The organism is Marinovum sp., from assembly GCF_048263515.1.
GTDB lineage: Bacteria > Pseudomonadota > Alphaproteobacteria > Rhodobacterales > Rhodobacteraceae > Marinovum.
Window position 1 is genome coordinate 461,335 of the sequence record NZ_JBLXEC010000001.1, and the last position, 13,163, is coordinate 474,497.

A 13,163-nucleotide genomic window follows, 5' to 3' on the forward strand; every position below is an offset into this window, starting at 1 on the left:
AGGAGGCAGACATGCCCGTGACGACCGAAGAAACCGACCCCAGAATGCCCTATCAGCTGCCGTTCCCCAAGGACGCGCAGGAGGAAATCGTCATCCCCGACGCCATGGCCGAGGACGAGCGCATCTGGGTGCCGCAGACCGAGAGCGTGTCGTTCCGACCGCTCTGCCTCAATCGTTCGCAAGGCTACTGGATGAACCTGCTGCGGGTGCGCAAATCAGGCGTGCTGTCGCGCCACCGGCACCCCCAGCCGGTGCATGGCTGGGTTCTCAAGGGGCGCTGGCACTACCTTGAACATGACTGGGAGGCGCGCGAGGGCGGTTATGTCTACGAACCGCCGGGCGAGACACATACGCTGATCGTGCCCGAGGACGTTGACGAGATGATCACCTATTTTCAGGTCAACGGCGTGATGCTCTATGTCGACCCCTGGGGCAAGACCATGGGCTACGAGGACGTCTTTACCAAGATCGGCATGTGCCGGAAGCACTACGAGGCTGTGGGTCTGGGCGCGGATTACGTCGATCAGTTCATCCGCTGAAGGTCAGGCCCACGGCATGGATCCCCGTGCCGTGGGCCAAGGGCCTCAGGCAGCCTCGAAGGCGATCGGGTCCGGGCCGCAGCGCTCGCCGGTTTCCAGAGCGGCGATGGCGGCCATTTCCCTCTCGGACAGTTCGACATCCATCAAGTCGAGATTGTTCGCCAGATGGTCCGGATTCGTCGACCGCGGGATCACCGAATGACCCGACTGAATGTGCCAGCGCAGGATCACTTGCGCCGGGCTCCCAGTCAACAAAGCCCGATGCTCGATCATTGCGATGTCGCACTGGTTGTCGAAACGCTTGAGAACACCGATCTCTTTGGCCGACAGCGCGGGTCCAACCCTGAAGGTTTATCGATGAACCTTTTTCTTGACCGACAATAAGGGCAAGTGATAGCGATAGGTTTATCGATAACCCTTGCGATTCTTTTCCGTGAGGACTGGGAGGAGGACCCCGATGAACCTGAATAGTTTTACAACCACTTCACTGGCAGCTGCTGCGCTGCTGGCGTCTGGTGCAACGATAACCCATGCTGGTGACGTGTCCGGCAAGATCACCTTCTACACGCATTTCGGCCAATTCGTGGACAGCGGCGACTGGGAGCGGTGGTCGAGCGAATTCGAGACGAAATACCCCGGCACCGAAGTCGAGATCCTGCATGTCGCCAACTTCCGCAAGGAGATGCCGACCCGCATCGCTTCCGGCGATTACGGTGACGTGTTGAACGTGATGGACAACCTGCCGCCCTCGGAATACGCCGAATTCTACCTGCCGCTCAACGACATGAGTCTGGCCGAGACGCACAGCTTCGTCGATCGCTACGAGGTGGACGGCAAGATCTATGGTTACGTCTACGGCGCCAATGCCGAGGCGGTCGTCTACAACAAGGCCGCCTTCGAACGGGCCGGCATCGAGGGCATCCCGACAACCCGGACCGAGCTCTTCGCGGCCTGCGACAAGCTCAAGGCCGAGGGCATCGTGCCGTTCCAGATCAACATGGGCGCCGGCTGGCCGATGCAGCAATGGGACAAGGCCGCGCTGCTCTTTGCCGGTGACGGCAGCTATTATGACGCAGCGGTGACCGATCCGGCACCTTTTGCCGCGGGCAAACCCTATGGCGAGGCGATGCGCTTCGTGCGCGAGCTGTTCGAGGCGGGCTGCACCGAACGCGACTATACCGCCAACAACTGGGACGAGAGCAAGATGATGCTCGCGGCCGGCGAGGCCGCGATGTGGTTCCTCGCCAACTGGTCGATCCCGCAGACCATCGTCGCCGGCGAGGCGCTGGAGATCGAGGACGTCAGCGGCGATCTCGGCATGTTCCCCCTGCCGGTGGATGACAGCGGCGATCCCGCCGTCCTGCTCTGGCCCGACTGGGCACTTGGCGTTTCGGCCAAGTCGGAAAATCCGGACACCGCCAAGGCCTGGATCGAGTTCCTGCTGACCGAGACCGATGTCGCGAACTCGGCAGGCTTCATTCCAGGCGATCCGCGCATCGCGCCCGAGATGCCGCAGCTCAAGGCGCTGTTCTCGCTTGATCCCAGGGTGATCGAGGCCGGCACGCCCTCGTCGGAATTCAAGCAGGCGATGGCCGACGCGCGGCTCGACTTCATGTCAGGCACCTATATCCGCGACCTGGTGTTGGCCGAGGATTTCGACGCCGCGATCACCACCGTCAACGACCGCTGGTCCCGCGCCATCGCCGAGTGACCCTCCTGCCGGATCGTCCGACCTCCCACGGGCGGTCCGGCCCCTTCACCGCCTTTCCAGCCTGTCCCCGAACGGCGCGCCCGCGCGCCGAAGGAGCCCGCTCATGCCCACGCTGACCGCCCATGCGCAGCGCCGTCTGGTGATCGTCACCTTCCTGATCGCGCCGCTGACCCTGCTGGTGCTGTTCTCGATCTGGCCCGCGATCCAGCTTGTCTGGTTTTCGCTGACCGACTGGAACGGCCTTTCCGCCGACAAGACCTTTGTCGGGCTGCAGAACTACCGCACCCTGCTGATCGAAGACCAGGAGCTGCTCAAGCCGCTGATCAACTCGGCCTATTACTTCGCAGGTTCGGTGCTGCAACTGTCGCTCGCCACCTATTTCGCGGTGATCCTGAACCGCAAGATGCCGGGGTCGAACCTCTTTCGCATGCTGCTGTTCATGCCCTTCGTGCTGAACGCCGTGGCAGTGTCGATCGTGTTCCGCGACTTCCTGCAGATCGACGGCGGGCTGGATGCGGTGCTGCATCTGGTGGGGCTCGGCGCCTATACCCGCGAATGGGTGCAGGACCCGGAGATCGTCAAGTGGTCGCTCGTCTTCGCCTCGATCTGGCGTTACCTCGGCTTCCAGCTGCTGATCACCTACGGCGCGCTGCAGGCGGTGCCGACCGATCAATACGAGGCCGCGCGCATCGAAGGCGCCAGCGAGTTCCAGCAGTTCCTCTACATCACCCTGCCGACCATCGCGCCCATTCTCGGCCTGCAACTGATCCTCGCCACCGTCGGCTCGCTCGAGGTGTTCGAGGTGCCGTTCCTGATCACCGGCGGTGCCAATGGCACCAAGACCTTCATCATGGCCACGCTTGAAGAAGCCTTCGAGTTCCGCCGTGTCGGCCTGGCCGCGGCCATGGCCGTGATCCTCCTGGTCTTCGTCATGCTGGTCATGGTGATCCAGCGCACCCTCTTCGACAAAGGAGCCCGGGCATGAGTGCTGCTGCCGATCTTCCCGCCACCCGCATCACCCGCCGTCGCCGCAGCGCGCCGGGCAAGCTGATCTGGACCTGCTTCCACTATACCATGCTGACCCTTGCCTCGGCGCTGGTGGTGGCGCCGCTGCTGATCGCCTTCTTCACCTCGTTCAAGACCCCGCTCGAGATGATGCGCGGCGAGAAGACCGATCTGCCGGTGGATTTCACCAATTTTCAGAACTACGTCGATTTCATCGAACGTCAGCCGGTCGGCATCGCCTTCTGGAACACGATCTTCGTCACGGTGACCTCGCTGATCATCATCACGATGATCGGCACAATGGCGGCCTATGTCATCGATCGGTTCCGCTTTCCCGGCCGCCGCGCGATCCTGCTGGCCTATGTCATCGTGATGGCGGTGCCGGCAATCACCACGCAGGTCTCGCTCTACCAGGTGATGCTGGGGCTGGGGCTGGTGAATTCGAAATGGGCGCTGATCGTGCTCTATTCCGGCGCCGATATCGTCTCGCTCTACATCTTCATCACCTTCCTCGGCGCGATCAGCCGCGAGATCGACGAGAGCGCGCGGATCGAGGGGGCAAGCTACTTCCAGATCTACTGGAAGGTCATCCTGCCGCTGATGACGCCCGCAATCTCGACCGTGGTGATCCTGCGGACGATCCACATCTACAACGACTTCATCCTGCCCTACCTCTACACCCCGCGGGTCGAGCAATCGACGGTCTCGATGCTGCTGTTCAAGGCGTCCGACATGATGTCCTCGGCCACCGAGGCGATCCTGATGGCGGGCATCGTCATCGTCATCACGCCGACGCTGGTGGTCTTCCTGGTGCTGCAACGCCAGATCGTCTCGGGCATGATGCGCGGCGCGGTGAAGGGCTGAGATCATGGGACCTTTCATCTTCACCCTCACCACCCGCGTCTGGCAACTGGCGGCGATCAACCTGACGGCCCTGGGCCTGACCCTGCTGGGCGGCGGCCTCCTGGGGCTCGCCCCGGCGCTGGCGGCCACGCTCTGGGCCACGGCGCGTATGAATACCTTGACTGCCGGTCAGCTGGCCCGCGGCATGTGGCGCGAATACCGGGCCGAGTTCGCCACCGCCAACCTGGCGGTGTGGCCGCTGGCGCTGGTGGTGCTGGGCAGCCTCACACTGGCGCTTGTCCTGCCCATGCTGGCTCTGATCGTACTCCTTCCGCTGGCCTGGATCGCCGCCGGATACGCGCTGGCTGCGGTCTACGCCATCTCGCGGTTGAGCGGCAGCGCCACCGACGCCCTCGCCAATGCCCGCATCGGCTTTTCGCAGGCGCCGATGAGCCACCTGATCCCGGTGCTGGCCCTGCCTTTCGTGGCGTGGGTTGCCTCGCATCAGCCGCTGGTGGCCCTCTACTTCGGCCTCTCGGCCCCCTGTCTTTTCATCAACACCCTGCTCGCAGGCGCCCTTGCCTCTGCGATGCCCAGCCAGAGGGAGATCCTCCAATGACCGGACTGAACCTGCAGAACGTCGGCAAATCTTTCGGCGCCGTGCGTGTGCTGCGCGACATCGACCTGAGCATCGAGAAAGGCGAATTCCTTGTCCTGCTGGGCGAGTCGGGCTGTGGCAAGTCTACCTTGCTGCGGCTGATCTCGGGGCTGGAGCTCGAGCATGAAGGCGCGATCGAGATCGGCGGGCGCGACGTGTCGCATCTCGACCCCAAGGACCGCAACATCGCCATGGTGTTCCAGTCCTACGCGCTCTACCCGCATATGTCGGTCTACGACAACATCGCCTTCGGCATGAAGATCCGCAAAACCCCGCGCGCCGAGATCCGGGCCGAGGTCGACCGTGTGGCGCAGATCCTCAAGCTGGGCGATTACCTCGAGCGCAAGCCCGGCCAACTTTCCGGCGGTCAACGCCAGCGCGTCGCCATCGGTCGCGCCATGGTGCGGCACCCGGACCTGTTCCTGTTCGACGAACCGCTGTCCAACCTCGACGCCAAGCTGCGCGGTGAGATGCGCACCGAGATCAAGCGCATCCACAAGGTGCTGGGCGCGACCATTGCCTATGTCACCCATGACCAGATCGAAGCCATGACGCTGGCTGACAAGATCGTGCTGTTGAACGGCGGCAAGATCGAACAGCTGGGCTCGCCTGACGCGCTTTACACCCAGCCCGACACGCTCTTTGCCGCGCGCTTCATCGGCACGCCCGAGATCAACGCGCTCGACGTGGCGGTGACGCCCGCGACCGGCGGCTATGCCGCGCGGATCGGCGACACGGTGCTGCCCTTGCCGGCAAGCGTTGCGCGCCAGCCAATCACCGGCGAGCGCCGTGCCGTTCTGGGCGTGCGGCCCGAGTTCATCTCGGTCGGCGCCAGCGAGGCCGGGATCGTGACCAAGGGCCACGCCGTCGAGATGTGCGAGCCGATGGGGTCTGAAACTTCCGTCGAGTTGTCCTTCGAAGGCCAACGCCTGCGGCTGCGCGTGCCGGGCCTGCACCATTTCGAGCCGGGGAGCCAGCAGGCGATCACCTGGGACTTCTCCAACGCGCATCTGTTCGATGCCGAGACCGGGGTACACCTGTGATGACCAATAAGCCCAATATCATCCTCATCACCTCGGACCAACTGCGCCCTTACGAGCTGGGCTGTTACGGCGGCACGGAAGTGGCCACGCCCAATATCGACCGCCTCGCCGCGCGCGGCGCGGTCTGGGAGACGGCGATCAGCAACTTCCCGGTCTGCATGCCGGCGCGCTCGATCATGATGTCGGGCCAGATGAACCGCACTGCGACGGGCGGCAAGACCAACGTCAGCCACGGCGGCCGCCCCGGCGATTTCACCATGCCGGAATATCCCTATCCCGGACGCCCGCATCTGAGGGACCCGACCTTGCCGGAGCTCTTGCGCGACGCCGGCTACCATACGGCCGCCATTGGCAAGTGGCACATCCATTCCTGGCCCGACGACATCGGCTTTGACGACTACCTTATCCCACGCGTCCACCACGCCCACAGCGCCCAGACCTACACCCGCAACGGCGGGCCGGAGTTCTGCGCGCCGGGCTACAGCGTCGATTTCGAGGCGGGCGAGGCCGAGACCTTTCTGACCGGTCGCGCCCGCGAGGACCAGCCGTTCTTCCTCTACTACAACATCTCGCCGCCGCATTGCCCGGTGGCGGATGTGCCAGAGGAATTCCTGAAGCTCTACGATCCCGACAGCCTGACCCTGCGCGAAAACACCGACGAGGCGGCGATCGAGGACAAGGACTACTGGTACAGGGTCTACCGCTGGGATTTCCGCTACTATTCACACCGCCTGCCGCACACCTTGGAATTGCCAAAGGGCTATGACCTGCGGGCGCTTGCGGCCGAGTATTTCGGCGCGGTGACCTGGATGGACCGGGCGGTGGGCCGCATCCTGAATGCCGTGGCCGCGGCCGGGCTGGAAGAGGACACGCTGATTGTCTTCACCGCCGATCACGGCGAGAACCTCGGCAGCCATGGCCTCGTGCAGAAGGGCACCGAGAACGACGAAAGCATCTGCATCCCGCTGGTGATGACCGGACCGGGGGTGGTGGCCGGGCATCGCGTGGCGGGCTCTGTCGCGTCGCTGGTCGATCTCGCACCCAGCTTTCTGGCGGCGGTGGGGCAGGGGGCGCCGGAGCACATGCACGGCACCTCGCTCATGGCAGAGGCCGGTGGCGGCCGGGGCGACGGCCGCACGGCGTTCTTCGAGACCGGCAACGGCGCCGGTCTGCGCAGCCCCGAGGCGACGATTTACGCCCGGTTCGAGGCGCCCCGACATCTGGCAGAGACACCCGCCACCCTCTTCGACAACACCAATGATCCCTTTCAATATCAAAACCTTGCGTCCGCGCAGCCCGATCATCCGCTCATGGCCGACCTGGCCCGGCGGGACGCGGCGCTGCCTTGGCGCGATCTGGAGGACGACCCGCAATGAACATTCAGACCAAACCCCAGGCCCCGGTGCTCGACCTCGACACCGGCTGGCAGCTGAGCCGCGTTGGTGCCGCTGACGAGACGCTCGACGTCGCGCTGCCCTTCGACGTGCATTCTGCGCTGCTGGCGGCCGGACGGATCGAAGACCCCTATTGGCGCGACAACGAGGTGCAAAGCGACTGGGTGCATGAAAGCCAGTGGCTGGTCGCCCGCGAGTTCGATCATGGGCCTGTCGACGGCCGCCACACCCTCACGCTCGACGCGGTCGACTGCCACGCCGTGGTCAGCCTCAACGGGCAGGAGATCGGCCGGCCGGGCAACCGCTTCCTGCGCCATGATCTCGACGTAACCCGGGCGCTGAAGGAGGGCCGCAACCGGCTGGAAATCCGCCTGCTGTCCAATTCCGAGGAGGCCCGGAGACGGGCCGAAGAGGCGCCCTTCCCGATCCCGCATATCTACTGGAACAACCGCGTGCCGCATTACAATTTCCTGCGCAAACCGCAGTGCGACGCCGGCTGGGACTGGAACATCGCGCTCAGCCCGCTGGGGATCTACGGCGGCGTGCGCCTGCAGCGGACCGATCCGCTGCGGCTGGACGACGTGATGGTGCGCCAGTTCCATGAGGGCGGCCGCGTGCGTCTCGAGGTCGAGCTGCTGGTCGATTCCGCCAGGCCGGTCGAAACCGAGGCGCGGCTGGTGATCGACGGCCAGGCCGTGACCACCGAAGCGCAGCTCTGGCCGGGCGAGGGCCGGGTGCTGCTCTCGGCCGAGATCGACCGCCCGCGCCTTTGGTGGCCCGCAGGCCACGGCGCGCAGGAGATGTACGACCTGACCGTCGAAATCGCCGGGCAGCGCCGCGCCCTGCGCATCGGGTTGCGCGAGATCGAGCTGCTCACCGACGCCGACGAGATCGGCCATCGTTTCGCTTTCCGCGTCAACGGCCAGGAGGTCTTCATGCGCGGGGCCAACTGGATCCCCGCCGACGCTCTCCCGCAGCGCGCGACACCCGAGGCCGTGGAAGACCTGCTCGACAGCGCCCTCGAGGCCAACATGAACATGCTGCGTATCTGGGGCGGCGGCACCTACGAGCCGGACTGGTTCTACGCGATATGCTCGGAAAAAGGCCTGCTGATCTGGCAGGACTTCATGTTCGCCTGCAATCTCTACCCGGCGCAGGACCGCGCCTGGCTCGACGGCGTGCGCCATGAGGCCCGCCAGCAGATCCGACGTCTGTCCGCCCATCCCTGCCTTGCGCTCTGGTGCGGCGACAACGAGCTGGTCGGCGCGCTGGGCTGGTTCGACGAGGCCAAGGCCGACCGCGACCGCTATCTCGCGCTCTACGACCGGCTCAACCACGCGCTGGAAGAGGCCATCGCCGACGAGGCGCCGGGCATTCCCTGGTGGCCCTCGTCGCCCAGCGTCGGGCCGCTCAACTTCGGCGACGGCTGGCACGACGACACCTCGGGCGACATGCATTTCTGGGACGTCTGGCACTCGGCCAAGGACTTCGAGCATTATCGGACCGTGCAGCCGCGCTTCTGCTCGGAGTTCGGTTTCCAGTCCTTCCCCTCGACCCGTCTGATCGAGAGCTTCACAGAGGCGCATGACCGCAACGTCTCGTCCAGGGTGATGGACGTCCACCAGCGCAACCGCGGCGGCAACAGCCGCATCGTCGAGACCATGGGCCGCTACTTCCGTTTCCCCGAGAGCTTCGACGAGATGTGCTGGCTCAGCCAGATCGGGCAGGGGCTGGCGATGAAGACCGCCATCGAGTTCTGGCGGTCGAACAAGCCGCGCTGCATGGGCACGCTCTACTGGCAGCTCAACGACACCTGGCCTGTGGCCAGCTGGGCGAGCCTTGAATACGGCGGCGGCTGGAAGGCGACGCAATACCTGGCGCGGCGGTTCTATGCGCCGGTGATGGTGACCGCGCAGCCCGACGCTGCGACCGGCGAGATCGTGCTCTGGGCGGTGAACGATACCGGGGCAGAGGTCGATCTGACGGTTCAGGGCCGCTCGGTCCGCTTTGAGGGCGAGATTGCCGAGATCGGCACGTGGCAGGCCGCCTGTCCTCCGGACCGCTCCGTCGAAATCGCGCGTCTCGCACCGGGGACGCTGGCCGAAGAGGCCTTCCTGCACTTCGACTGGTCGGACAGCAGCAGCCGCCACAAGGGCCAGAACGAATACCTGCCGCAGCGGCCCAAGGCCTATGACATAGGCACGCCGCAGATCACTGCCGAGCCGGGCACTGCACCCGACGGCACGCCGCAGGTGACCTTGTCCACCGATCGCCCGGCGCTCTGGGTGACATGGGATCTGGGCGGCGATACGGTATGGTCCGACAACTGCCTCACCCTGCTGCCCGGACGGCCCCGGGTGCTGACCGCCGTGCGACAGCGGCGCTCGCACCTGCCCGACCGGACGCCCGAGGCGCGTGCCCTGAAAGGATGAGACCCATGGCCCAGACCGGCCCCGGCGGTGACAGCGTGACGATGAAGACCATTGCGGCAGAGCTTGGCGTGTCGGTAACAACCGTCGCCCGCGCGCTCAAGGACGGCCACAAGGTCGGGGCCGACATGGTCGCCAAGGTGCGCGAGACCGCCGACCGGCTGGGTTACGTCCGCAACCTCGAAGGCGCCAAGCTGCGCACCGGCAAGACCTTGGTCGCCATGGCCTTTCTCAGTTTTACCGAGGAAGAGGAGATCGGCGATTCCGGCTCTGTCGGCCTGTTGCAGGGCATTCACAAGCGCTTTGCCGGCACCGATTACTCGGTGCGGGCGGTGCCTGTGGCGATGGGGGACCTGGCCTTGGACCAAGTTCGCGAGGTGGTTCGGGGGCGCAATGCCGACGGCCTGATCCTCGATCACACCGAATTGCAGGATGACCGGGTCAAGTTCCTGCTGGAGGCGGAGTTTCCCTTTGTCACCTTCGGCCGCACCGAGCTTCTGTCACCGCATCCCTGGTTCGACATCGACAACGAATTTGCCGCCTGGCAGAGCACCGACGCGCTGCTGCGGGACGGGCATCGCCGGGTGGCGATGATCGATGGCGACCTGCGCTACAGTTACGTGCGCCAGCGGGTGCGCGGCTATGAAACGGCGCTGCGCGAGCATGGGATCGACCCTGACCCGGCGCTGCGCCATCACGACATGCTCGACGCCAACCGCGCGCGCAAGGCCGCCGGCCGGCTGCTCGACGCGGGGGCCGATGCTTTTGTCTGCGTCAACGAGCTGACCTTTCTCGGCGCCCGCGCCGGGGTGCGCGACAGACTGGGACCCGACGTGGCTCAAGTGGGCTTTGCCCTGCGCTCAGGCACCAATATCGCCGAATATGTCGCCACCAAGGTCTATGCCTCGCATTTCTCGCGGCAGGAGGCCGGGCGCAAGCTGGCCGACCTGCTGCTCAAACGGATCGACGGCGCCCCGCCAGAGGCCTGTCAGGAGCTGGCCAGGACCACGCTCCGCATCAATGGAAAACCGCATGAAACGCTCTGACATCAATTCCATCCTGGCCGAAGGCGATGCTTTCATCCGCAGCTTCGGCCACATCCTGCCGCCCTTCGCCTATTGGTCGCCGGACGAGATGCGCGCGCCAGGCGCCGCACTGATCCGCGAACGCGGGCTGGGCTGGGACATCACCGACTACGGCGACGGTCGGTTCGACGAGATGGGCCTGTTCCTCTTCACCACCCGCAACGGCACCCCCGCTGACCTGAAGACCGGACGCGGCATGCTCTATGCCGAGAAGATCATGATCACCCGGCGCAACCAGCTCTCGCCGATGCATCGCCACGATCTCAAGGCCGAGGACATCATCAACCGCGGCGGCGGCGATCTGGTGATCGAATTGTTCGCCCCCGATGCTGCCGGCGGGATCGACGAAACCGCCCCGGTCACCGTGCCCTGTGACGGCGTCATGCGCACGGTCGAGGCCGGCGGGCGCATTGCCTTGCGGCCTGGCGAGAGCGTCACCCTGATGCCCGGCGTCTGGCATGCGTTCTGGGCCGAGGGACAGGATTGCCTCGTGGGCGAGGTCTCGACGGTCAACGACGACCGGACCGACAACGTATTCCGCGAGCCCATCGGGCGGTTTTCCAAGATCGCGGAAGACGTCGCGCCTGATCATCTGCTGGTGTCGGACTACTGAGTTTGTCCGAGACATGCGAGTGATTGATGCCGAGGCGGGGGCACGTCCGTCACGCGGCTGCGGGCGACGCTGTTGCAGAAGATGGTACAGGCGATCCAGGCGGCCGAGCCGCTGAAATCGCCGCAGGTGGCGCAGGCCTGACCCTTGCTTGGTGGCTTCAAATCGATTTCAGGAATCGAGCTTGACCACCTGCGACAGCCGCGCCGCTGCATCGGCGAGATGTGCCTTCATGCCGTCACTGGCGGCCTGGGCATCCTGCGACTCGATCGCCTCGGCGATGGCGCGGTGCAGGGGCACCGAGGCGCGGTTCATCTTCTCTTCGGGGTTGGTCAGCCGAATCGACAGCATCAGCCCCGCGAAGATCGCGTTCTCCAATGCTTCGAGGTAGCGATTGTTGGTGGCGCGCAGCACCGCGATGTGGAAGCGCGCGTCGGCCAGGACGTATTCGCTGTTTTCGCCGGCATGGGTTTCCATCTGGTCGACCGCGTCGAGGATCGCCTTGAGCTGGGCCTCGTTGCGCCGGCTGGCGGCGTAGAAGGCGGCGTCGGGTTCGATCGATTGCCGCAGCTCCATCAGGCTGATCAGCCGTTCGTCTTCGATGGTCAGCGACTGGTGCCACATCAGCACGTCGCGGTCGAGCATCTGCCAGTGTCCGACGTCCTGCACCCGTGTGCCGATCCGTTGACGCACCTCGAGAAGTCCCTTTGCCACCAGCATCTTGACCGCTTCCCGAACGGCAGTGCGGCTGACGCCGAACTCTTCGCAGAGCGCGTTTTCGTCGGGCAGAAGCTGGCCAGGCTGAAGCTGTCCATCCAGGATGCGTTCGCCCAGCTTGCGCGAGATCTGGCCCGAGAGCGAGCGCGAGAGGGTGTTCGATGTGGGGATCAGGACGTCCTGGTCTGAGGCTGGCACGATATTCTCCATTCTTTCAGTAATCATATGACCTTTGTGCGGGAAATCAATGTCGGGAATTTTCGGGCGCTGCGCGGCCAAAGTCAAAAAGTTATTGATATTATGTTTGCGGATGCGATAGGAATGTCGACAAAAGAGGAGATTACCGATGCTATCGCAAGACCAGAGGTCAGAGGCCGCCCGCGCGCTGTTTCAGGCCGAACAGACCCGGGTGCAGGCCCAGCGCCTGTCCGCCACCTATCCGCAGATCGAGATCGAGGACGCCTATGCCATCAGCCGCGAAGTGGCGGATACGCGGGCCAAGGCAGGCGACCGGCTGATCGGCCACAAGGTCGGGCTGACCTCGAAGGCAATGCGCGCGGCGTCAAAGATCGACGAGCCGGACTACGGGCATGTCTTTGCCAGCATGCTGATCGAGGACGGGGCGACGGTTAGGCACGCCGATTTCTGCGTCCCGCGCGTCGAACCGGAACTGACCTTCATCCTGAAATCGCCCTTGCAGGGGCCGGGCCTGACTCTGGAGGATGTGCTGGAGGCGACCGAAACCGTCGTGCCCTCGATCGAGATCATCGACGCCCGTGTCACCGAGCCGCGCCGCATCTTCGACACCGTGGCCGACAATGGCGCCGCCGCCGGGCTGATCCTCGGCGCGCAGCGCTTTCGGCCGGACGAGATCGACTGGCGTTGGGCCGGAGCGCTGTTCCGCCGCAATGGCGAGATCGAAGAGACCGGCATCGCCGCCGGCGTCATGGATCACCCGGCCAATGCCGTGGCCTGGCTGGGCAACAAGCTTGCGACCTACGGTGGCGGGCTGGAGGCCGGTCACATGGTGCTTTCGGGCTCCTTCACCCGCCCGGTCTGGGCCGAACCCGGAGACCGGCTGGAGGCCGATTTCGGCCCGCTCGGCACCGTGTCCCTCAGCTTTTCTTGA

General features: G+C 64.9%; 13 protein-coding genes. 11 read left to right on the forward strand and 2 right to left on the reverse strand.

The features are described from left to right. The first annotated feature begins 11 nt into the window (after positions 1-11). Positions 12-539 carry a 2,4'-dihydroxyacetophenone dioxygenase family protein gene (locus tag ACN0SE_RS02190; RefSeq protein WP_417522835.1) on the forward strand — a complete coding sequence of 176 codons (528 nt, stop codon included), beginning with the start codon at positions 12-14 and terminating at the stop codon, positions 537-539. Between the two features lie 45 nt (positions 540-584). Here the strand turns inward: ACN0SE_RS02190 and ACN0SE_RS02195 are convergent, their stop codons facing one another. Next, a complete protein-coding gene (locus ACN0SE_RS02195; protein ID WP_417522836.1) occupies positions 585-812 on the reverse strand; it encodes an aldo/keto reductase in 228 nt (75 codons plus the stop codon). 184 nt (positions 813-996) lie between these two features. Between ACN0SE_RS02195 and ACN0SE_RS02200 the strand changes: the two genes are divergently transcribed. The 9 genes from ACN0SE_RS02200 to ACN0SE_RS02240 all read left to right on the forward strand — a co-directional run bounded on the left by ACN0SE_RS02200 (position 997) and on the right by ACN0SE_RS02240 (position 11,320). Then, complete coding sequence (locus ACN0SE_RS02200; protein WP_417522837.1) at positions 997-2,250, forward strand: ABC transporter substrate-binding protein; 1,254 nt, start codon at positions 997-999, stop codon at positions 2,248-2,250. A 103-nt stretch (positions 2,251-2,353) separates the two neighbouring features. Then, entirely contained in the window at positions 2,354-3,235 is an 882-nt protein-coding gene (locus ACN0SE_RS02205) for a carbohydrate ABC transporter permease (protein ID WP_417522838.1), read from the forward strand. Next, a complete protein-coding gene (locus ACN0SE_RS02210) occupies positions 3,232-4,119 on the forward strand; it encodes a carbohydrate ABC transporter permease (protein ID WP_417522839.1) in 888 nt (295 codons plus the stop codon). Before ACN0SE_RS02205 ends, ACN0SE_RS02210 begins: the two co-directional genes overlap by 4 nt. Positions 4,120-4,123: 4 nt before the next feature. Next, on the forward strand, positions 4,124-4,717 hold the full coding sequence (locus tag ACN0SE_RS02215) for a DUF624 domain-containing protein (RefSeq protein ID WP_417522840.1): 594 nt from the start codon (positions 4,124-4,126) through the stop codon (positions 4,715-4,717). Then, entirely contained in the window at positions 4,714-5,799 is a 1,086-nt protein-coding gene (locus tag ACN0SE_RS02220) for an ABC transporter ATP-binding protein (protein WP_417522841.1), read from the forward strand. Before ACN0SE_RS02215 ends, ACN0SE_RS02220 begins: the two co-directional genes overlap by 4 nt. Next, positions 5,799-7,175 carry a sulfatase-like hydrolase/transferase gene (locus ACN0SE_RS02225; RefSeq protein ID WP_417522842.1) on the forward strand — a complete coding sequence of 459 codons (1,377 nt, stop codon included), beginning with the start codon at positions 5,799-5,801 and terminating at the stop codon, positions 7,173-7,175. Before ACN0SE_RS02220 ends, ACN0SE_RS02225 begins: the two co-directional genes overlap by 1 nt. Continuing rightward, on the forward strand, positions 7,172-9,625 hold the full coding sequence (locus tag ACN0SE_RS02230) for a glycosyl hydrolase 2 galactose-binding domain-containing protein (RefSeq protein ID WP_417522843.1): 2,454 nt from the start codon (positions 7,172-7,174) through the stop codon (positions 9,623-9,625). Before ACN0SE_RS02225 ends, ACN0SE_RS02230 begins: the two co-directional genes overlap by 4 nt. A 5-nt stretch (positions 9,626-9,630) precedes the next feature. Next, positions 9,631-10,668, forward strand: a complete 1,038-nt coding sequence (locus tag ACN0SE_RS02235) for a LacI family DNA-binding transcriptional regulator (RefSeq protein WP_417522844.1) — start codon at positions 9,631-9,633, stop codon at positions 10,666-10,668. Continuing rightward, entirely contained in the window at positions 10,655-11,320 is a 666-nt protein-coding gene (locus ACN0SE_RS02240; RefSeq protein ID WP_417522845.1) for a D-lyxose/D-mannose family sugar isomerase, read from the forward strand. Before ACN0SE_RS02235 ends, ACN0SE_RS02240 begins: the two co-directional genes overlap by 14 nt. 168 nt (positions 11,321-11,488) lie before the next feature. Here the strand turns inward: ACN0SE_RS02240 and ACN0SE_RS02245 are convergent, their stop codons facing one another. Continuing rightward, complete coding sequence (locus ACN0SE_RS02245) at positions 11,489-12,232, reverse strand: FadR/GntR family transcriptional regulator (RefSeq protein ID WP_417522846.1); 744 nt, start codon at positions 12,230-12,232, stop codon at positions 11,489-11,491. A 148-nt stretch (positions 12,233-12,380) separates the two neighbouring features. Here ACN0SE_RS02245 and ACN0SE_RS02250 point away from each other — a divergent pair, with 148 nt between their 5' ends. Beyond that, complete coding sequence (locus ACN0SE_RS02250) at positions 12,381-13,163, forward strand: fumarylacetoacetate hydrolase family protein (RefSeq protein ID WP_417522847.1); 783 nt, start codon at positions 12,381-12,383, stop codon at positions 13,161-13,163.

Excerpts from the sequence above, each read along its gene's own strand:
- ACN0SE_RS02190 (WP_417522835.1), top strand. The coding sequence starts at position 12 with ATGCCCGTGACGACCGAAGAAACCGACCCCAGAATGCCCTATCAGCTG.
- ACN0SE_RS02195 (WP_417522836.1), bottom strand. The coding sequence starts at position 812 with ATGATCGAGCATCGGGCTTTGTTGACTGGGAGCCCGGCGCAAGTGATC.
- ACN0SE_RS02200 (WP_417522837.1), top strand. The coding sequence starts at position 997 with ATGAACCTGAATAGTTTTACAACCACTTCACTGGCAGCTGCTGCGCTG.
- ACN0SE_RS02205 (WP_417522838.1), top strand. The coding sequence starts at position 2,354 with ATGCCCACGCTGACCGCCCATGCGCAGCGCCGTCTGGTGATCGTCACC.
- ACN0SE_RS02210 (WP_417522839.1), top strand. The coding sequence starts at position 3,232 with ATGAGTGCTGCTGCCGATCTTCCCGCCACCCGCATCACCCGCCGTCGC.
- ACN0SE_RS02215 (WP_417522840.1), top strand. The coding sequence starts at position 4,124 with ATGGGACCTTTCATCTTCACCCTCACCACCCGCGTCTGGCAACTGGCG.
- ACN0SE_RS02220 (WP_417522841.1), top strand. The coding sequence starts at position 4,714 with ATGACCGGACTGAACCTGCAGAACGTCGGCAAATCTTTCGGCGCCGTG.
- ACN0SE_RS02225 (WP_417522842.1), top strand. The coding sequence starts at position 5,799 with ATGACCAATAAGCCCAATATCATCCTCATCACCTCGGACCAACTGCGC.
- ACN0SE_RS02230 (WP_417522843.1), top strand. The coding sequence starts at position 7,172 with ATGAACATTCAGACCAAACCCCAGGCCCCGGTGCTCGACCTCGACACC.
- ACN0SE_RS02235 (WP_417522844.1), top strand. The coding sequence starts at position 9,631 with ATGGCCCAGACCGGCCCCGGCGGTGACAGCGTGACGATGAAGACCATT.
- ACN0SE_RS02240 (WP_417522845.1), top strand. The coding sequence starts at position 10,655 with ATGAAACGCTCTGACATCAATTCCATCCTGGCCGAAGGCGATGCTTTC.
- ACN0SE_RS02250 (WP_417522847.1), top strand. The coding sequence starts at position 12,381 with ATGCTATCGCAAGACCAGAGGTCAGAGGCCGCCCGCGCGCTGTTTCAG.